The organism is Enterobacter sp. CC120223-11 (genome assembly GCF_900215375.1).
Classification (GTDB): Bacteria; Pseudomonadota; Gammaproteobacteria; order Enterobacterales; family Enterobacteriaceae; genus Scandinavium.
Window position 1 is genome coordinate 56,939 of record NZ_OBEF01000010.1, and the last position, 17,162, is coordinate 74,100.

20 protein-coding genes are annotated in these 17,162 nt (G+C 59.5%); 19 read left to right on the top strand and 1 reads right to left on the bottom strand.

What is annotated here, in order from left to right:
• Window positions 1–156: 156 nt before the first annotated feature.
• From CRO87_RS13080 to acpT, 18 genes are all read left to right on the top strand, one after another.
• On the top strand, window positions 157–549 hold the full coding sequence (locus tag CRO87_RS13080) for a hypothetical protein (protein ID WP_097163383.1): 393 nt from the start codon (window positions 157–159) through the stop codon (window positions 547–549).
• 233 nt (window positions 550–782) lie between these two features.
• A complete protein-coding gene (locus CRO87_RS13085) occupies window positions 783–1,505 on the top strand; it encodes a beta-ketoacyl synthase chain length factor (RefSeq protein WP_097163384.1) in 723 nt (240 codons plus the stop codon).
• Window positions 1,484–2,287 carry a 1-acyl-sn-glycerol-3-phosphate acyltransferase gene (locus tag CRO87_RS13090; protein WP_097163385.1) on the top strand — a complete coding sequence of 268 codons (804 nt, stop codon included), beginning with the start codon at window positions 1,484–1,486 and terminating at the stop codon, window positions 2,285–2,287. Before CRO87_RS13085 ends, CRO87_RS13090 begins: the two co-directional genes overlap by 22 nt.
• Window positions 2,288–2,319: 32 nt before the next feature.
• On the top strand, window positions 2,320–2,577 hold the full coding sequence (locus tag CRO87_RS13095; protein ID WP_097163386.1) for a phosphopantetheine-binding protein: 258 nt from the start codon (window positions 2,320–2,322) through the stop codon (window positions 2,575–2,577).
• 13 nt (window positions 2,578–2,590) lie between these two features.
• Window positions 2,591–2,842: an acyl carrier protein gene (locus CRO87_RS13100; RefSeq protein ID WP_097163387.1), complete on the top strand. Its 252-nt coding sequence runs from the start codon at window positions 2,591–2,593 to the stop codon at window positions 2,840–2,842.
• 5 nt (window positions 2,843–2,847) lie between these two features.
• Complete coding sequence (locus CRO87_RS13105; RefSeq protein ID WP_097163388.1) at window positions 2,848–3,429, top strand: hypothetical protein; 582 nt, start codon at window positions 2,848–2,850, stop codon at window positions 3,427–3,429.
• Window positions 3,426–4,775 carry an AMP-binding protein gene (locus CRO87_RS13110; protein ID WP_097163389.1) on the top strand — a complete coding sequence of 450 codons (1,350 nt, stop codon included), beginning with the start codon at window positions 3,426–3,428 and terminating at the stop codon, window positions 4,773–4,775. The genes CRO87_RS13105 and CRO87_RS13110 overlap by 4 nt, the downstream gene beginning before the upstream one ends.
• Window positions 4,772–5,125, top strand: a complete 354-nt coding sequence (locus CRO87_RS13115) for a beta-hydroxyacyl-ACP dehydratase (protein ID WP_097163390.1) — start codon at window positions 4,772–4,774, stop codon at window positions 5,123–5,125. The genes CRO87_RS13110 and CRO87_RS13115 overlap by 4 nt, the downstream gene beginning before the upstream one ends.
• The gene (locus CRO87_RS13120; protein WP_097163391.1) at window positions 5,116–6,795 is read left to right on the top strand and encodes a glycosyltransferase; all 1,680 of its coding nucleotides are present in this window, start codon (window positions 5,116–5,118) and stop codon (window positions 6,793–6,795) included. Before CRO87_RS13115 ends, CRO87_RS13120 begins: the two co-directional genes overlap by 10 nt.
• Window positions 6,796–6,798: 3 nt before the next feature.
• On the top strand, window positions 6,799–7,221 hold the full coding sequence (locus CRO87_RS13125) for a thioesterase family protein (RefSeq protein WP_097163392.1): 423 nt from the start codon (window positions 6,799–6,801) through the stop codon (window positions 7,219–7,221).
• Window positions 7,218–7,823, top strand: coding sequence for an outer membrane lipoprotein carrier protein LolA (locus CRO87_RS13130; protein ID WP_097163393.1), 606 nt, complete (start codon window positions 7,218–7,220; stop codon window positions 7,821–7,823). Before CRO87_RS13125 ends, CRO87_RS13130 begins: the two co-directional genes overlap by 4 nt.
• Window positions 7,792–10,113 (top strand): MMPL family transporter, encoded by a 2,322-nt coding sequence (locus tag CRO87_RS13135; RefSeq protein ID WP_097163394.1) that lies wholly within the window; start codon window positions 7,792–7,794, stop codon window positions 10,111–10,113. Before CRO87_RS13130 ends, CRO87_RS13135 begins: the two co-directional genes overlap by 32 nt.
• A gap of 130 nt (window positions 10,114–10,243) precedes the next feature.
• A complete protein-coding gene (locus CRO87_RS13140; protein WP_097163395.1) occupies window positions 10,244–10,828 on the top strand; it encodes a DUF3261 domain-containing protein in 585 nt (194 codons plus the stop codon).
• Between the two features lies 1 nt (window position 10,829).
• Window positions 10,830–11,999: a beta-ketoacyl-[acyl-carrier-protein] synthase family protein gene (locus CRO87_RS13145; RefSeq protein ID WP_097163396.1), complete on the top strand. Its 1,170-nt coding sequence runs from the start codon at window positions 10,830–10,832 to the stop codon at window positions 11,997–11,999.
• The gene (locus tag CRO87_RS13150; RefSeq protein ID WP_097163397.1) at window positions 11,996–12,472 is read left to right on the top strand and encodes a 3-hydroxy-fatty acyl-ACP dehydratase; all 477 of its coding nucleotides are present in this window, start codon (window positions 11,996–11,998) and stop codon (window positions 12,470–12,472) included. Before CRO87_RS13145 ends, CRO87_RS13150 begins: the two co-directional genes overlap by 4 nt.
• Complete coding sequence (locus CRO87_RS13155; RefSeq protein ID WP_097163398.1) at window positions 12,469–13,200, top strand: 3-ketoacyl-ACP reductase FabG2; 732 nt, start codon at window positions 12,469–12,471, stop codon at window positions 13,198–13,200. The genes CRO87_RS13150 and CRO87_RS13155 overlap by 4 nt, the downstream gene beginning before the upstream one ends.
• Window positions 13,197–14,426, top strand: coding sequence for a beta-ketoacyl-ACP synthase (locus CRO87_RS13160; protein WP_097163399.1), 1,230 nt, complete (start codon window positions 13,197–13,199; stop codon window positions 14,424–14,426). The genes CRO87_RS13155 and CRO87_RS13160 overlap by 4 nt, the downstream gene beginning before the upstream one ends.
• A 2-nt stretch (window positions 14,427–14,428) precedes the next feature.
• On the top strand, window positions 14,429–15,007 hold the full coding sequence (gene acpT, locus CRO87_RS13165) for a 4'-phosphopantetheinyl transferase AcpT (RefSeq protein WP_097163400.1): 579 nt from the start codon (window positions 14,429–14,431) through the stop codon (window positions 15,005–15,007).
• 49 nt (window positions 15,008–15,056) lie between these two features.
• Here the strand turns inward: acpT and CRO87_RS13170 are convergent, their stop codons facing one another.
• Window positions 15,057–15,656 (bottom strand): YhgN family NAAT transporter, encoded by a 600-nt coding sequence (locus CRO87_RS13170; RefSeq protein ID WP_097163401.1) that lies wholly within the window; start codon window positions 15,654–15,656, stop codon window positions 15,057–15,059.
• A 199-nt stretch (window positions 15,657–15,855) separates the two neighbouring features.
• Here CRO87_RS13170 and asd point away from each other — a divergent pair, with 199 nt between their 5' ends.
• A complete protein-coding gene (gene asd, locus CRO87_RS13175) occupies window positions 15,856–16,962 on the top strand; it encodes an aspartate-semialdehyde dehydrogenase (RefSeq protein WP_097163402.1) in 1,107 nt (368 codons plus the stop codon).
• Window positions 16,963–17,162 lie beyond the last annotated feature (200 nt).

Consider the following 17,162-nt stretch of genomic DNA (forward strand, 5'->3'; position numbering starts at 1 on the left):
CAACGGCGGCTTAAAAAGCGCATCCGTATTTAACGTTAAAATAACGAACTCACGCTCAAATAATGTAAAACCAGGAATTTCCGCTCACGTTGACGTCTGGTTTGAATATCGCTTGTTTTAATCACGCATCGAATTGCGTATTGAATGGAGTAAATGATGAAGAAGTTTGTGAAGTGGTTAGCGGCTGCGGCCGTTGTGGGTGCGCTGGCAGGGTGCGTCTCCCGCACCGCCCCGATCGAAACCGTGCAGAGCCCGGTTGCGTCCGGTCATACTGAAGCCCAGGTGCGTAATGCTATTTTAAAAGCCGGTCTTAACCGCCAGTGGATTATGACTGATGCAGGCCCGGGTGTGATTAAAGGCCGCCAGCAGGCGCGCGACCATACCGCCAATATTCTTGTGCAGTATTCCGCCAACAGCTACATCATCAAATATGACGGCAGCACCAATCTGATGGCGTCAGGTGGTCAGATCCATAAAAACTACAATCGTTGGGTGCATAATCTCGATAAAGATATTCAGATTAGTCTTTCCAGCGCGGTACAGCAGTAATCATTATCGCGGGATATCCGTCTGTATCAGGCTGATATCCCCGCTGTATTGTTCGTTCTTGAGTGAAAATGTCTTAATTTGAGAACACTCTGCCTTACAGATATTCGCCAGCCTGCCGACAACATTGTAGGATGTGCGCGTCAGCAGCGGCCTCCCTGCAACTTGCCGCGTGAATAAAACCATAATTAATGGCATAACCTTCTTTAAAAGACTCGACAGACCAGGCTGCACAAATGAATTTTGCATTACATCTTATCGACTGGCAGGCCCGCGCGCCTGGCTTAAGCGACGCCGCACAGTGGCTCGAATGGGCGACTCACGTCCGGCCAATTGACCCGCAGGCACCCCAGGCAAAACTCACTGCGCTGCCGATGATGACCGCACGTCGTCTGAGCTCCGGCAGCAAGCTTGCCGTGGAATGCGGGCTGTCGATGCTGCAAAAACACGCCATTGATGCAGTGCTCTACACCAGCCGCCACGGCGAGCTGGAGCGTAACTACCGCATTCTGGAAGCGCTGGCCACAGAACAAGCCGTTTCACCGACCGATTTTGCGCTCTCCGTCCACAATTCCGCCGTCGGCAATCTGACGATCGCCGCGAAGCAGCCCGTTGTCTCTTCGTCACTGGCCGCCGGGAAAGACACATTCCAGCAGGGATTGTGCGAAGTCATCAGCCTGTTGCAGGCAGGCTATCAGCGGGTTCTGATGGTCGATTTTGACGGTACGCTGCCCGCGTTTTATCACGCCAGCGTCCACGCCGAAATGCCCACCTGGGCTTACGCCTGCGCAATGGTGTTTGAAGCGGGGGAGACCCTCAGCTGTAACACGCAGCCCGGCGGAAGCGAAGCAGAAAGTGGTCTGCCGCAAAGCCTGACGTTTTTGCGTCACTATCTGAATAACGATCGCCAGTTCGCCATTGACGGTGAGGTGGCGCAATGGTGCTGGAGCCGCAAATGACAACCGTCAGCTCCCGTCTGAACCGTCTTTGGCGTATTTTCGCCACCGGGTTTTGCTTCTCGCTGTTCGGCCTTGGTGGCCTGCTGCTGTCGCTCATCTGGTTTAATATCCTGTTAGTTTGCGTGCGCAATCCCTCGCGCCGCCGACGCATTGCCCGGCGCAGCATCTCGCAGAGTTTTCGCTTTTTCCTGTGGGTCACGAAAGTGATGGGAGTGCTGGATTACCGCTTCCACGGCGAAGCGATTTTGCGTCAGGAAAAAGGCTGCCTGGTGATCGCCAATCACCCGTCGCTGCTCGATTACGTCATGCTCGCTTCGGTGATGCCGGAAACCGACTGCATGGTGAAAGCGGCGCTCTTGCACAACCCGTTTATGAGCGGGGTGATTCGCAGCGCGGATTATTTAATTAACAGCCAGGCCGACAGCCTGCTGCCCGCCTGCCAGCAGCGCCTGGCCAAAGGCGACACCATTTTGATTTTCCCGGAAGGGACCCGCACCCGCTACGGTGAACCGATGACGCTCCAGCGCGGTGCGGCAAATATCGCCGTCCGCTGCGCAAGCGATGTCCGAATTGTGACGATCGGCTGTAGCGAACGTATGCTCGATAAACAGAGCAAGTGGTATGATGTGCCACCGGTGAAGCCCGTATTCGACGTGACGGTAGGCGACCGCCTCGCCATCACCGATTATTATGATGCAAACTTACAAGAACCGGCGCTGGCTGCCCGGCAGCTTAACCGGCTGTTTTTATCGCAGTTACAGCAGTCCCACCCGGAAACCTGACCGGGAAAGATCTCTTTTGGCAGGAATTAATGATGCAAGCTCTCTATCTTGAAATAAAAAACCTCATCATTCAGACCCTGAATCTTGATGAGTTGTCAGCGGATGATATCGACACCGATGCCCCTCTCTTTGGCGACGGCTTAGGCCTGGATTCCATCGATGCGCTGGAGCTGGGACTGGCGGTAAAAAATCAGTACGGCGTGGTGCTTTCAGCAGAAAGTGAAGAGATGCGCCAGCATTTCTATTCCGTCGCCACACTGGCGTCCTTTATTCACGCCCAACGCGCGTAAAGACGAGTCCGTTATGACTGAACAAGAAACCATTTACCAGGAAGTCACTGAACTTCTGCACAAACTCTTTGAAATCGATCCTCAGGAAGTCACCCCTGAGTCCCGGCTGTATGAAGATCTGGAACTCGACAGCATCGATGCCGTCGACATGGTCGTCCATCTGCAGAAAAAAACCGGCAAGAAAATTAAGCCTGAAGAGTTTAAATCTGTGCGCACCGTTCAGGATGTGGTCGACGCCGTCAGCCGCCTGCTGCACGGCGAGTAACCTGCGTGTCCGGCTTACGTTCGCTGCCGCTGATGCGGCTGGCGACAGGCGCCATTGTGCTGGCCTGGCCGCTGCTGGTCGGCTTCGGGCTGGCGCATAACGGCCTGCACTGGCTGCTGCCGGTGATGGCGGCGCTGCTGCTTCTGCGTCTGTTTCAGGTACGCAAACAGGCCGGGCCGATGCGCCGGGTGCTGCAAAGCGTGGCGCTGGCAGGCATTGCCCTTTGCGTCGCAAGCAGCGTGCTGAAGGCACACCAGCTGCTGCTGTTCTATCCGGTGGTAGTGAACCTGGTGATGCTGACGGTGTTTGGCGGCTCGCTGTGGAGCGCAATGCCGCTGGTGGAGCGCCTGGCGCGCTTGCGCGAGCCGAATCTGCCGCCGGAAGGCGTGCGCTACACCCGTCAGGTGACGCGCATCTGGTGCCTGTTTTTTATTGTGAATGGCTCCGTCGCCCTGTTCACCGCGCTGTACGGTGATATGCGGCTATGGACCGCGTGGAACGGCGTTATCGCCTACCTGCTGATGGGCAGCCTGATGGCCGGAGAATGGCTGGTTCGCCGACGCTTGATGAAAAGAGAACAACCATGAAACACCCCCTTCCGCTGTCACAGTGGCTGAACCCTTCACGCCCCGACGATACCTGCATAGCGTGGCTGGGCGCACGCGAATGGCGGCTGGGCGAACTGCGCCATGACGTAGTGACGTTACTGCAAGCGCTGGAGAATCAGCCCGGCGAGCGCTGGGCGCTCTGTTTCGAAAACAGCTACCTGTTTATTGTCGCGCTGCTGGCCACGCTGCATGCGGGCAAAATTCCAGTGATCCCCGGCCACTGCCGCGCCTCGCTGCTGAACGAACAGCAGGCGTTGTTCGACGGCATCCTGAGCGAAGCGTGGCTCGACTGCGAATGTCCACAGCTGGTTGTCGCTTCCGCAGAAGATGCACCGCACAACGACATCACGCTGCCGCAGATAGCGGCCGACAGTTACGTGGAACTGTTTACCTCCGGCTCCACGGGGCAGCCGAAGAGGATCATCAAGCCGGTTGCCCTGCTCGATGCGGAAGCCAGAATGCTTCACGCGCGCTTTGAGCCGCGCCTCGAAGGCTGCCGGGTGGTGGCCTCCGTCGTGCCGCAGCATCTTTATGGCCTGACGTTCCGCATATTTTTGCCGATGGCCTGCGGTCTGCCGCTGCATGCCGCCATGCTTTATTACGCCGAACAGCTGAGCGCGCTGCCGGCGGAACATCGCTATGTCTTTATCAGCAGCCCGGCGTTTCTCAAACGGCTCGACCCGCAGCTCACGCCGCCGCCGGTGGGGATGATCCTTTCCGCAGGCGGCATGCTGCCGTGGAAAGAGGTGAAAGAGACGCAAAGCTGGATCAACGTCTGGCTCGATGAAATCTACGGCAGCACTGAAACCGGGATCATTGCCTGGCGTCAGCGCATCGACAACGGCACCTCGTGGCAGCTATTCCCGGACGTAACGCTGCGGGCCGAAGGCGAAGAATGGCGCTTGCTTTCGCCGCTGCTGAATGATGAATCAGGCCTGCTGCTCGACGATATGATTGAACTGGTCGACGACGGATTCCGTCTCGCCGGACGCCGTGGCCGCGTTGTAAAAATCGAAGAGAAGCGTGTTTCCCTGAGCGAAGTGGAAAAGCGGCTGATGGCGCTGGAAGGCATTGTGGATGCCGCTGCGCTGCCCGTGTCGCGTGGCGGTCGTCAGGGCATCGGCGTGGTGCTGGTGCTCACCGAAAGTGCGCGTCAGCAGTGGCTCTCTACGGGCGGCAAAGCCCAGGAGCAAGCGTGGCGTCTGGCGCTGCTCCCGTGGCTGGAATCCGTCGCGGTGCCGCGCTACTGGCGGGTAGTTGATGAAATCCCGGTTAACAGTATGAATAAGCGCGTTTACGCGCAGTTGCAGGAGTTATTTTCGTGAAGCCTCGTGTACTTGAGCATCAGCAAGCAGAGCCGCAGTCGCTCTCCCTGACGCTGTTCCTGGACCCGGACCTGTTCTGGTTTCAGGGCCATTTTGAGGTGCAGCCGCTGCTGCCCGGCGTGGCGCAGCTCGACTGGGTGATGCACTACGCCACCACGCTGCTGGCCCCCGGCTTTCGCTTTCACAGCATTCAGAACGTGAAGTTCCAGGCCCCTTTGCTGCCGGAAACGACCGTCACGCTCCAGCTTACCTGGCAGACGGAAAAGCAAATTCTGACCTTCAGCTATGCACGCCACGAAGGCGAAGCGCGTCACACCGCCAGCAGCGGAAAGATTCGGTTATGTCGATAACCTTTGCTCCCTGCATTCTGATCCCCTGCTACAACCACGGCGCGATGATGGCGGGTGTGCTGGCGCGGCTGTCCGGGTTTCAGCTGCCCTGCATCATCGTGGATGACGGCAGCGACAGCGCCACGCGCGAGGCGCTTGACGCACTCGCAGCAGATAATGAGCACGTCACGCTGGTGCGCCTGCCTGAAAACGCAGGCAAAGGTGCCGCCGTGATTCGCGGGCTGGAAGAGGCACAGCGCGCAGGCTTCAGCCATGCGGTGCAGGTGGACGCCGACGGCCAGCATGCGATCGAAGATATCCCGCGCCTGCTCGCGCTTGCTGAAAAACACCCGGACACGCTGATTTCCGGCCGGCCGGTTTACGATGACTCCGTGCCGCGCTCACGCCTTTACGGGCGCTACGTGACGCACGTCTGGGTATGGATCGAGACGCTTTCTCTCCAGCTGAAAGACAGCATGTGCGGCTTTCGCGTTTACCCGGTCGAGCCCACGCTGAAGCTTGCCCGCCGCGTGCCGCTCGGTAAGCGGATGGATTTCGACACCGAAGTGATGGTGCGTCTCTACTGGCAGGGCAACACCAGCTATTTTGTGCCGACTCGCGTGACCTATCCCGAAGATGGCCTGTCGCATTTCGATGCCCTGAAGGACAACCTGCGCATCTCCTGGATGCACACGCGCCTGTTCTTCGGCATGCTGCCGCGCATTCCCTCTTTGCTGATGCGCCGCCGCACGCAGCACTGGGCGAAACAGCCTGAAGCCAAAGGCTTATGGGGCATGCGCCTGATGATTTGGGTGTGGAAAACTTTTGGCCGCGGTGCCTTTTCGCTGCTGCTGTGGCCGGTGATTGCCGTGTTCTGGCTCACCGCAAGCGCCCCTCGTCGCGCGTCGCAGCAGTGGATTGACCGAGTGAAGAGAGAGCTCGCCACCCGCAATCTGCCGCAGCCCGCCCGCTTTAACAGCTTTCATCACTTTATGGGCTTCGGTCACGCCATCCTCGACAAAATCGCCAGCTGGCGCGGGGAGCTGAAGCCGGGCCGCGATATCGTTTTTGCGCCAGGTGCGCAGGACGCGCTGGATATGTCCGCCCCCAAAGGCAAGCTGCTGCTGGCCTCGCACCTCGGTGATGTCGAAGCCTGCCGCGCGCTCTCCACGCGGACCATTAACGCGCTGGTGTTTAACGAAAATGCCCAGCGTTTTAAGCAGGTGATGGAAGAGAACGCCCCGCAGTCGGGCATCAACCTGATCTCCGTCACCGACGTTGGCCCGGACACCGCGATGCTGCTGAAAGAGAAGCTGGATCAGGGCGAATGGGTGGCGATCGTCGGTGACAGAATTGCGGTCAACCCGCAGCGTGGCGGCGACTGGCGCGTTATCTGGAGCGAATTTATGGGCTCGCCTGCGCCGTTCCCGCAGGGGCCGTTCATTCTGGCCTCGGTGCTGAAGTGCCCGGTGCTGATGATTTTTGCCCTCAAGCAGCAGGGCAAGCTGCACGTGCACTGCGAGCCTTTCGCCGACCCGCTGGTGTTGCCGCGCGGTGAACGCCAGCAGGCCTTGCAGAATACCGTCGACCGCTATGCGCAGCGCCTGGAGCATTACGCGCTCTCGTCGCCGCTCGACTGGTTTAACTTTTTTGATTTCTGGCAGCTGCCGGACGCGACCGAGAAGGAGTGACGGGTGCTCAACGATCCCCGCTTTACCACCGAAGTTGAAATTACCGTGCCGTTTCACGACGTCGATATGATGGGCGTGGTGTGGCACGGCAACTACTTCCGCTATTTCGAAATCGCCCGTGAGGCGCTGCTCAATCAGTTCGACTACGGCTATCGCCAGATGAAAGAGTCTGGCTATGTCTGGCCCGTCGTGGATACGCGCGTGAAGTACCGCGACGTGGTGACCTTTGAGCAGACCATTCGCGTGCGCGCGAAGCTCGAAGAGTATGAAAACCGCCTGCGCATCGGCTATGAAATCTTCGACGCCGCCAGCGGCAAACGCACCACCACTGGCTATACCATTCAGGTGGCAGTGGAGGAAAAAACCAAAGAGCTGTGCTTCGTCAGCCCGGCGGTTCTGTTTGAACGAATGGGAGTGGAATCATGAAGCTCTGGCCTCTCGTTGTCCTGCTATTAGCGCCATTGGCCCACGCCATCACGCTCGAAGATTTGCAGCAACGCTTTACCGAACAGCCGCTGGTGCGCGCCCATTTCGACCAGACCCGCACCATCAAAGAGATGCCGCAGCCGCTGCGCTCGCAGGGCGAAATGCTGATCGCCCGTGACACCGGGCTGCTGTGGGACCAGGCTTCGCCGTTCCCGATGCGCCTGATGCTCAACGACTCGCGGATGGTGCAAATCGTTAACGGCCAGCCGCCGCAGACCATCACCGCCGATAACAATCCGCAGATGTTCCAGTTCAACCATCTGCTGCGCGCGCTGTTCCAGGCGGACCGCAAAGTGCTGGAGCAGAACTTCCGCATTGATTTTCAGGACAAAGGTAACGACCGCTGGACCCTGAAACTGACGCCGACCACCACGCCGCTGGACAAGATTTTTACCTCCATCGACCTGGCAGGGAAAACCTATCTGGAAAGCATCCAGCTGAACGATAAGCAGGGTGACCGCACCGATATCACTTTGAGCAACCAGCGCCTGACGCCAGCGACTTTGACCGATGACGAACGTAAGCGCTTTGTCGCCGAGTAACGCCCGCCGCGCGGCCTTCGGCTGGCTGGCGCTGTGCCTGATTCTGCTGGTCGCCCTGGCGCTGATGCTGCCACGCGCTCGCCTGAACAGCAGCGTGCTGGCGATGTTGCCTGCCCAAAGCCTGGGTGCGATCCCACCTGCGCTCAGCGACGGCTTTATCCAGCGCCTCGACGGCCAGCTGGTGTGGATGGTCAGCCCCGGAAAAACCGCCGATCCGTCAGTGGCAGCACGCTGGCAGACACTGCTGGCAGGCTCCGGTGCGCTGAGGGAAGTCAAAGGCCAGATGGATGCCCAAAGCCAGCAGGCCTGGGGCACCTTTTTCTTTCAGCACCGTAACGGCCTGATTGACCCAGCGACGCGCGCGCGTCTGGAACAGGGCGGCGAAGCTCAGGCGCAGTGGATTTTGTCCCAGCTTTACTCGGCGTTTTCCGGCGTCAGCGGCAAAGAGCTAAACAACGACCCGCTGATGCTGATGCGCGGCTCGCAGCTGGCGCTGGCGCAGAACGGTCAGAAGCTGCGGCTGATGGACGGCTGGCTGGTGGCGCAGGATAAGGCGGGCAACTACTGGTATCTGCTGCACGGCGAGCTGAAAGGATCGTCGTTCGACATGCAGCAAACCCACCAGCGCGTGAAGGAATTTGCCGCGCTGGAAGCGGAGCTGAAAACCCAGTTCCCGCAGGCGAAGGTGCTGTCGCGCGGCACGATGTTCTACAGCGACTACGCCAGCCAGCAGGCAAAGCATGACGTTTCCACCCTTGGTTTGGCGACAATTCTCGGCGTGATCCTGCTGATTGTACTGGTCTTCCGCTCGCTGCTGCCGCTGCTGCTGTGCCTGATTTCCATCGGCATCGGCGCTGCCGCTGGCACGGTCGTCACGCTGCTGCTGTTCGGCGAACTGCATCTGATGACGCTGGTGATGAGCATGAGCATCATCGGCATCTCCGCCGACTATACGCTTTACTATCTCACCGAACGGATGGTGCACGGTGAGCAAAGTTCACCGTGGGAAAGCCTGCTCAAGGTACGCAATGCGCTGCTGCTGGCGCTGCTGACCACCGTGGCGGCGTATCTGATCATGATGCTGGCCCCGTTCCCCGGCATTCGTCAGATGGCGGTGTTCGCGGCGGTGGGCCTGAGCGCCTCCTGCCTGACGGTGATTTTCTGGCATCCGTGGCTGTGCCGCGGCCTGCCGGTGCGTCCGGTGCCGCTGATGACCCTGATGCTGCGCTGGCTGGCGGCATGGCGGCGCAATAAAACGCTCTCCGTTGGCCTGCCGGTGGCGCTGACGCTGTTCGCGCTGGCGGGGCTTTCCCAACTGCGAGTGAACGATGATATTTCGCAGCTTCAGGCGCTGCCGCCGCACCTGCTGGCGCAGGAGCAAAAGATTACTGCGCTCACCGGGCAAAGCGTCGATCAGAAGTGGTTCGTGGTGTACGGCGACTCCGCGCAGCAGACGCTGGAACGGCTGGAAGCCTTCACGCCGCAGCTTGAGAAAGCGCGCGCCGCCGGTGATTTTGCTCAGTTCCGCACGCTGCCGCTCAACTCTGTCGCGCGCCAGCAGCAGGATTTGGCTTTACTGAAAGAAGCTGCGCCTGCGGTGGTAAAAGCGCTGAACAGCGCCGGGCTGCAGGCCGTCACTCCGGATTTGTCGCCGATGCCGGTAAGCGTGGAAGCGTGGCTGAAAAGCCCGGCCAGCGAAGGCTGGCGGCTGCTTTGGCTGACGTTGCCTGACGGCAAAAGCGGCGTGCTGGTGCCGGTGGACGGCGTGAAGAACAGTGCCGCGCTGCAAAAACTTGCCGATAACAGCCAAGGTGTGGCGTGGAACGATCGCAAAGCCTCGTTCGACAGTCTGTTTACGCTCTACCGCACTATTCTAACGGCGCTGCTCGGCGTAGCGCTGGCGGTGATTGCACTTGGCGCGATGCTGCGTCTGGGCTGGCGCAAAGGGCTGATTAGCCTTGTGCCGTCGCTGTTGTCGCTCGGCTGCGGGCTGGCTGTGCTGGCATTCACCGGGCATACGGTGAACCTGTTCTCCCTGCTGGCGCTGGTGTTAGTGCTCGGCATTGGCATCAACTACACCCTGTTTTTCAGCAACCCGCGCGGCACGCCGCTGACGTCGCTGCTGGCGATTACTTTGGCGATGATCACCACTTTGCTGACGCTCGGCATGCTGGTTTTCAGCGCTACTCAGGCCATCAGCAGCTTCGGCATTGTGCTGGTGAGCGGCATATTCACCGCCTTTCTGCTGTCGCCGCTGGCGATGCCGGGCAAGAAACGCAAGAAAACATGAGTTTTGCCCGGCGGCGCTTCGCTTGCACGGGCCTACAAAATAATCGAACCCCGTAGGCCGGGTTTGTAGGCCGGGTAAGCGCCAGCGCCACCCGGCAATCGCGCCATCCGGCAACACTGTTTTGAGGTAAATGATGATTCGCACTTTTTTAAAGCTCGCAGCCCTGGCGGCGATGCTTATCCTGACCGGCTGCAGCCATTCATCACAAAATGAAAATGGCCGCCCGCAGGCGTGGCTCCAGCCAGGCACGCAGGTCACGCTGCCTGCTCCCGGTATTACGCCTGCTGTCACCTCACAGCAGCTGCTGACCGGCAGCTTCAACGGCAAAACGCAGTCGCTGCTGGTGATGCTGAACGCCGATGACAAAAAGCTGACGCTGGCGGGCCTGTCATCCGTCGGCATTCGCCTGTTCCTTGTCACCTATGACGAGCAGGGCATTCACACCGAGCAGTCCATCGTGGTACCGCAGCTGCCACCGGCAAGCCAGGTGCTGGCCGACGTCATGCTGAGCCACTGGCCGCTCAGCGCCTGGACGCCGCAGCTGCCGAAAGGCTGGACGCTGACCGACCGGGGTGATAAACGTGAGCTTCGCAACGCAGGCGGCAAACTGGTGACTGAAATCACCTATATGCAGCGCAAAGGCAAACGCGAACCGATCAGCATCGAACAGCACGTCTTCAATTACCACATCACCATTCAATACCTGGGTGACTGAGATGATCTACATAGCTGCCGCAGGCATGATTAACGCGCTGGGTAACACGGCGGACGAAATTGCCGTCAACCTCTGTGCGGGCACCGCGCCGGGGATGCGCTCGCGTGAAGGCTGGCTACAGGGTGACGTTGCCGCCGTGCTTGGCGGCGTGGACGGCGAGCTGCCTGTCATTCACGATGCGTTTGCCGCACACCGCTCCCGCAATAACCAGCTGCTGCTGGCGGCGCTGGCGCAGATTCAGTCGCAGGTGGACGAGGCCATCGCCCGCTTTGGTCGCGACCGTGTGGCGGTGATCATGGGCACCAGCACCTCCGGGCTTGATGAAGGCGACATCCACGCCAACCTGACGCTGAACGGTCAGGAGAGCAGCGAATGGCGCTACGCACAGCAGGAGCTCGGCGACCCGTCACGCTTCCTGCGCAACTGGCTGAAGCTGGAAGGCCCGGCCTATACGCTCTCCACGGCCTGTTCCTCCAGCGCTCGGGCGATGATCAGCGGCCGTCGCCTGATTGAGGCGGGCCTGGTCGACGTGGCGATTGTCGGCGGGGCCGACACGCTGAGCCGCATGCCGGTGAACGGTTTCAATAGCTTAGAGTCGCTCTCGACGACGCTGTGCCAGCCGTTTGGCCGCGACCGCTGCGGTATCACCATTGGCGAAGGCGCAGCGCTGATGCTGCTCACCCGCGAGCCGCAGCCCGTGGCGCTGCTGGGCGTTGGCGAATCCAGCGATGCGCACCATATTTCTGCCCCGCATCCTGAAGGGGAAGGGGCCATTCGCGCCATTCAGCAGGCGCTGAGTGATGCGAACCTTCAACCACAGGACGTGGGCTATATCAACCTGCACGGGACCGCCACGCCGCTCAACGATCAGGTGGAATCCACCGTCGTCCACGCGCTGTTTGGCGAAAGCGTGCCGTGCAGTTCCACCAAACATCTGACCGGGCACACGCTGGGTGCGGCAGGCATTACCGAAGCGGCGCTGAGCTGGCTGATTCTGCAGCGTAGCCTGCCGCTTCCGCCGCAGGATTTCAGCCGCTCGCCTGCTGATCCGACGCTTCCGGCCTGCGGCATTCTGACCGCGCCGCAGCCGCTGGCCCGGCCGGTTATTCTGTCGAATTCATTCGCCTTTGGCGGCAACAACGCCAGCATCCTGCTGGGGAGAACGGCATGAGCCACTACTTATCACCGGGCGCTTATCTGCCCCACGACGCGCCGATGCTGCTGCTTGAAACGGTGCTTAACGTCACCGACGAACAGGCCGTTTGTCAGGTTACAGTGAGTCGCCACGGCGTGCTCGCGCCGTTCCTCGACGCCAGTGGCAACCTGCCGGGCTGGTATGCGCTGGAGCTGATGGCGCAGACCGTCGGCGTCTGGTCCGGCTGGCATCGCCAGCAGCGCGGCGAGGCACAAATTTCATTAGGCATGGTGCTGGGCGCGCGCGAGCTGAAATGCACGTCCGGGGAAATGAGTGCCGACAGCGTGCTCGACATTACCGTCACCCTGCTGATGCAGGACGAGCGTTTCGGCAGCTTCGACTGTCTCATCACCGCAGGCGGCGAGACGCTTGCCTGCGGGCGCGTGAACACCTTCCAGCCAACGCCAGAAGAATTAACCACACTGTTTCAACAGGGAGCGTCATCATGAGTCGTTCAGTTCTGGTCACCGGGGCCAGCAAGGGCATTGGCCGCGCGATCGCGCTGAAGCTTGCCGCCGACGGGTTTACCGTGGGCGTGCATTATCACAGCGACAAACAAGGCGCGCAGGACACTCTCTCAGCCATTGAGGGCGCGGGCGGTACAGGCCGTGTGTTGCAGTTTGACGTGGGCAACCGCGAGCAGTGCCGCGATGTGCTGGAAGCGGATATCGAGCAGCATGGAGCGTGGTACGGCGTGGTCAGCAACGCGGGCATCACCCGCGACGGCGCGTTCCCGGCGCTGAGCGAAGACGACTGGGATAGCGTGATCCACACCAACCTGGACAGTTTCTACAACGTCATTCACCCGTGTATCATGCCGATGATTTCAGGCCGCAAAGGCGGGCGCATCATTACGCTCTCTTCGGTGTCCGGCGTGATGGGCAACCGCGGCCAGGTGAACTACAGCGCGGCGAAGGCGGGGATTATTGGCGCGACGAAAGCGCTGGCCATCGAGCTTGCGAAGCGCAAAATCACCGTCAATTGCATTGCGCCGGGGCTTATCGACACCGGCATGATCGAGATGGAAGAAGCGGCGCTGAAGGAGGCGATGAGCATCATTCCAATGAAACGCATGGGTCAGGCCGACGAAGTGGCCGGGCTCGCCAGCTATCTGATGTCCGACATTGCGGGCTACGTCACCCGTCAGGTGATTTCCATTAACGGAGGCATGTTATGAGTCGTCGCGTAGTCATAACCGGCATGGGCGGCGTGACCGCCTTTGGTGAAAGCTGGGATGCGGTTTCTGCGCGCCTGCGCAGCTATCAGAATGCGGTACGCAAAATGCCGGAATGGCAGGTTTATGACGGGCTGCACACGCTGCTCGGCGCGCCAATTGATGATTTTACGCTGCCTGCGCACTACACCCGCAAGCGCATCCGCGCGATGGGCCGCGTCTCGCTGATGTCCACCCGCGCGAGTGAACTGGCGCTGGAGCAGGCCGGGCTGATTGACGAAAGCGTGCTGACCAACGGCGAAACCGGCATTGCCTACGGCTCCTCAACCGGCAGCACCGGCCCGGTGAGCGAGTTCGCCACCATGCTGACCGAGAAGCACACCAACAACATCACCGGCACCACCTATGTGCAGATGATGCCGCACACTACTGCCGTCAACACCGGGCTGTTCTTTGGCCTGCGCGGACGCGTGATCCCCACCTCCAGCGCCTGTACTTCAGGCAGCCAGGCGATTGGCTACGCGTACGAAGCGATTCGCCACGGCTATCAGACCGTCATGGTCGCAGGCGGTGCGGAGGAGCTTTGCCCGTCGGAAGCGGCGGTGTTTGACACGCTGTTCGCCACCAGCCAACGCAACGACGCACCAACGACCACGCCATCGCCGTTTGACGTCAACCGTGACGGGCTGGTGATTGGCGAAGGCGCGGGGACACTGGTGCTGGAAGAGCTGGAGCACGCCAAAGCGCGCGGCGCGACAATTTACGGCGAAATTGTCGGCTTCGCCACCAACTGCGATGCGGCCCATATCACTCAGCCGCAGAAGGAAACGATGCAGATCTGTATGGAGCAGTCGCTGCGTCAGGCGGGTCTTGCGCCGTCGGATATCGGCTATATCTCCGCCCACGGCACGGCGACCGACCGCGGTGATATCGCGGAAAGCCAGGCCACGGCGGCGGTCTATGGCAACAGCACACCGATTTCATCGCTGAAAAGCTACTTCGGGCATACGCTTGGGGCCTGCGGCGCGCTGGAGGCCTGGATGAGCCTGCAAATGATGCGCGAGGGGTGGTTTGCGCCAACTCTGAACCTGCAACAGCCTGACGAACAATGTGGCAATCTGGACTACATTATGGGAGAGTCACGGGCGATTGACTGCGAGTTTTTGCAGAGCAACAACTTCGCCTTCGGTGGGATCAACACCTCGATAGTTATTAGACGCTGGGAGTAACGATGTATCGGCTGTTCCTCGGGAATATTTCAACCCTCAGTCTGGCCACGCTGCCTTCGGCGCTCGCAGAGAGTGCGCCCGAGGGGACGCGCCGCAGCGCCTGGCTTGCCGGGCGTGCGCTGCTGTGCCATGCCGTCTCGCCGCTGCCCGAAATACAGCTTGGCGATCAGGGAAAACCGGGGTTCGACGAGCGTCACGCGCTGTGGTTCAACCTGAGCCACAGCGGCGATAACATCGCCCTGTTGGTCAGCGACGAAGGCGAGGTGGGCTGCGACATTGAAATGCTCCGCCCGCGCCCGCAGTGGCAGCAGCTGGCTAACGCCACCTTTACCGGCAACGAACATATTGAGATTGAGCGTGAAGCTGAGGAGCACCGCCTGACGGCGTTCTGGCGCATCTGGACGCGTAAAGAAGCGATGGTCAAACAGCGCGGCGGCAGCGCCTGGCAGATTGTCAGCTACGACAGCACCGCGCCGCTGAATCTGCACCTCAGCGATTTGCAGCATGAAGGTTTAAGCCTGGCGGTCTGCACGCCAACGCCGTTTACGGTGAGTACAGAGGTGATTGAGCGGGTGGGTTAACGCATCTCGCCCGAATAACAGAACGGCAGCCCGAAGGCTGCCGTTTTGCTTAGGCCTGGCCTTTCATCCACACCCGAATGCCGTCGAGGAACATCTGGGTGGCGAGCATCACCAGAATCAGCCCCATCAGGCGCTCCAGCGCGTTCACGCCTTTCTCGCCGAGCAGGCGCAAAAAGAGCCCCGACTGCAGCAAAATAACAAAGGTGCCGCCCCAGGCGAGCATCAGCGCGATAATTAAATGCCCCATCTGATTCGGATACTGGTGCGACAGCAGCATCAAGGTTGCCAGCAGCGACGGCCCGGCAACCAGTGGGATGGCCAGCGGCACAATAAAGGGTTCTTCACCCGCCGGTAAGCCGTTGCTGCTGCCCTCGTTGCCGGGAAAAATCATCTTTATGGCAATCAGGAACAGAATAATCCCTCCGGAGATAGAAACGGTCTCTGCGCTCAGGTTCAGGAAGGCGAGAATTTTCTCTCCGGCGAAGAGGAAAATGAGCATTATCACTATTGCAATCAATAGCTCACGTATCATGATCGCCCGGCGGCGCCTGGGTTCCGTATGTTTCAGCACCGACATAAAAATCGGTAAATTTCCCAGGGGATCCATAATCAGGATCAATAAAACCGCCGCGGAAAGGATTTCACTCATGAGATTGTTCCCTGATAATTGCGCTTCATGCTAAGAGTAATGAGCGCGTTAAATAAGTTGCTTTACTTAATGATGACGAATCATTGAATTTTTTCACTTGCGACTTTGGCTGCATTTTGTAATGTGTGAGAACCCCTGCGTCCAGCAATGGAAAATGGGGCCAGACACAACAGCACACACCTCTGCAGGAAAATACGTTATGAAAAATGTTGGTTTTATCGGCTGGCGTGGAATGGTCGGCTCTGTACTCATGCAACGCATGGTAGAAGAGCGCGATTTTGACGCCATCCGCCCGGTCTTCTTCTCCACCTCTCAGCTTGGTCAGGCTGCGCCTGCGTTCGGCACCCATAGCGGTGGAACATTGCAGGATGCTTTCGATCTGGAGGCGCTGAAGGCTCTCGACATTATTGTCACCTGCCAGGGCGGCGATTATACCAACGAAATCTATCCAAAGCTGCGTGAAAGCGGCTGGCAGGGCTACTGGATTGATGCGGCCTCGTCGCTGCGCATGAAAGATGACGCCATTATCATTCTGGACCCGGTCAACCAGGCTGTCATTACCGACGGCCTCAACAAAGGCGTGAAAACCTTTGTCGGCGGTAACTGCACCGTCAGCCTGATGCTGATGTCGCTGGGCGGCCTGTTCGCCAACGACCTGGTCGAGTGGGCCTCTGTGGCAACCTATCAGGCAGCCTCCGGCGGCGGCGCGCGCCACATGCGCGAACTGTTGAGCCAGATGGGCGGCCTGTATAACTACGTTTCGGACGAGCTGGCAAACCCGGCATCGGCCATTCTGGATATCGAACGCAAAGTCACCCAACTGACCCGCAGCGGCGATCTGCCGGTGGACAACTTCGGTGTACCGCTGGCGGGCAGCCTGATCCCATGGATCGACAAGCAGCTCGACAACGGCCAGAGCCGCGAAGAGTGGAAAGGCCAGGCGGAAACCAACAAAATTCTCGCCACGCAGAATATTATTCCGGTTGACGGCCTGTGCGTGCGCATCGGCGCGCTGCGCTGCCACAGCCAGGCATTCACCCTGAAGCTGAAAAAAGACGTCTCTGTCCAGACCATCGAAGAGATGCTGGCGGCGCACAACCCGTGGGCTAAAGTGGTGCCAAACGATCGTGAAATCACCATGCGCGAGCTGACGCCAGCGGCAGTCACCGGCACGCTGACCACGCCGGTCGGGCGCTTGCGTAAGCTGAATATGGGGCCGGAGTACCTCTCCGCCTTCACCGTCGGCGATCAGCTCCTCTGGGGAGCCGCAGAGCCGTTAAGACGCATGCTGAGACAATTAGCGTAACAAAATGAAAGACGGGGTGCTGAGTCACCCCTTTTTTACGCCTGTCACTTATACGTATAACAAGGAGCTATTACGTATGTATCAACTTTTACCCGGAGTCAGATAAAGCCTTGGCTATGCTTTAAGGGAGAGGTTTTCCCTGAAGGTGGGATGGCGCGAAAAGGAAGCTCGTTTTTACCGCGCCGTTCAGGTCAAAAAAA

Coding starts and splice junctions, on each gene's coding strand:
- CRO87_RS13090 (WP_097163385.1), top strand. CDS start 1,484: ATGGTGCTGGAGCCGCAAATGACAACCGTCAGCTCCCGTCTGAACCGT.
- CRO87_RS13085 (WP_097163384.1), top strand. CDS start 783: ATGAATTTTGCATTACATCTTATCGACTGGCAGGCCCGCGCGCCTGGC.
- acpT (WP_097163400.1), top strand. CDS start 14,429: ATGTATCGGCTGTTCCTCGGGAATATTTCAACCCTCAGTCTGGCCACG.
- CRO87_RS13150 (WP_097163397.1), top strand. CDS start 11,996: ATGAGCCACTACTTATCACCGGGCGCTTATCTGCCCCACGACGCGCCG.
- CRO87_RS13100 (WP_097163387.1), top strand. CDS start 2,591: ATGACTGAACAAGAAACCATTTACCAGGAAGTCACTGAACTTCTGCAC.
- asd (WP_097163402.1), top strand. CDS start 15,856: ATGAAAAATGTTGGTTTTATCGGCTGGCGTGGAATGGTCGGCTCTGTA.
- CRO87_RS13155 (WP_097163398.1), top strand. CDS start 12,469: ATGAGTCGTTCAGTTCTGGTCACCGGGGCCAGCAAGGGCATTGGCCGC.
- CRO87_RS13110 (WP_097163389.1), top strand. CDS start 3,426: ATGAAACACCCCCTTCCGCTGTCACAGTGGCTGAACCCTTCACGCCCC.
- CRO87_RS13130 (WP_097163393.1), top strand. CDS start 7,218: ATGAAGCTCTGGCCTCTCGTTGTCCTGCTATTAGCGCCATTGGCCCAC.
- CRO87_RS13170 (WP_097163401.1), bottom strand. CDS start 15,656: ATGAGTGAAATCCTTTCCGCGGCGGTTTTATTGATCCTGATTATGGAT.
- CRO87_RS13140 (WP_097163395.1), top strand. CDS start 10,244: ATGATGATTCGCACTTTTTTAAAGCTCGCAGCCCTGGCGGCGATGCTT.
- CRO87_RS13135 (WP_097163394.1), top strand. CDS start 7,792: ATGACGAACGTAAGCGCTTTGTCGCCGAGTAACGCCCGCCGCGCGGCC.
- CRO87_RS13095 (WP_097163386.1), top strand. CDS start 2,320: ATGCAAGCTCTCTATCTTGAAATAAAAAACCTCATCATTCAGACCCTG.
- CRO87_RS13145 (WP_097163396.1), top strand. CDS start 10,830: ATGATCTACATAGCTGCCGCAGGCATGATTAACGCGCTGGGTAACACG.
- CRO87_RS13120 (WP_097163391.1), top strand. CDS start 5,116: ATGTCGATAACCTTTGCTCCCTGCATTCTGATCCCCTGCTACAACCAC.
- CRO87_RS13080 (WP_097163383.1), top strand. CDS start 157: ATGAAGAAGTTTGTGAAGTGGTTAGCGGCTGCGGCCGTTGTGGGTGCG.
- CRO87_RS13160 (WP_097163399.1), top strand. CDS start 13,197: ATGAGTCGTCGCGTAGTCATAACCGGCATGGGCGGCGTGACCGCCTTT.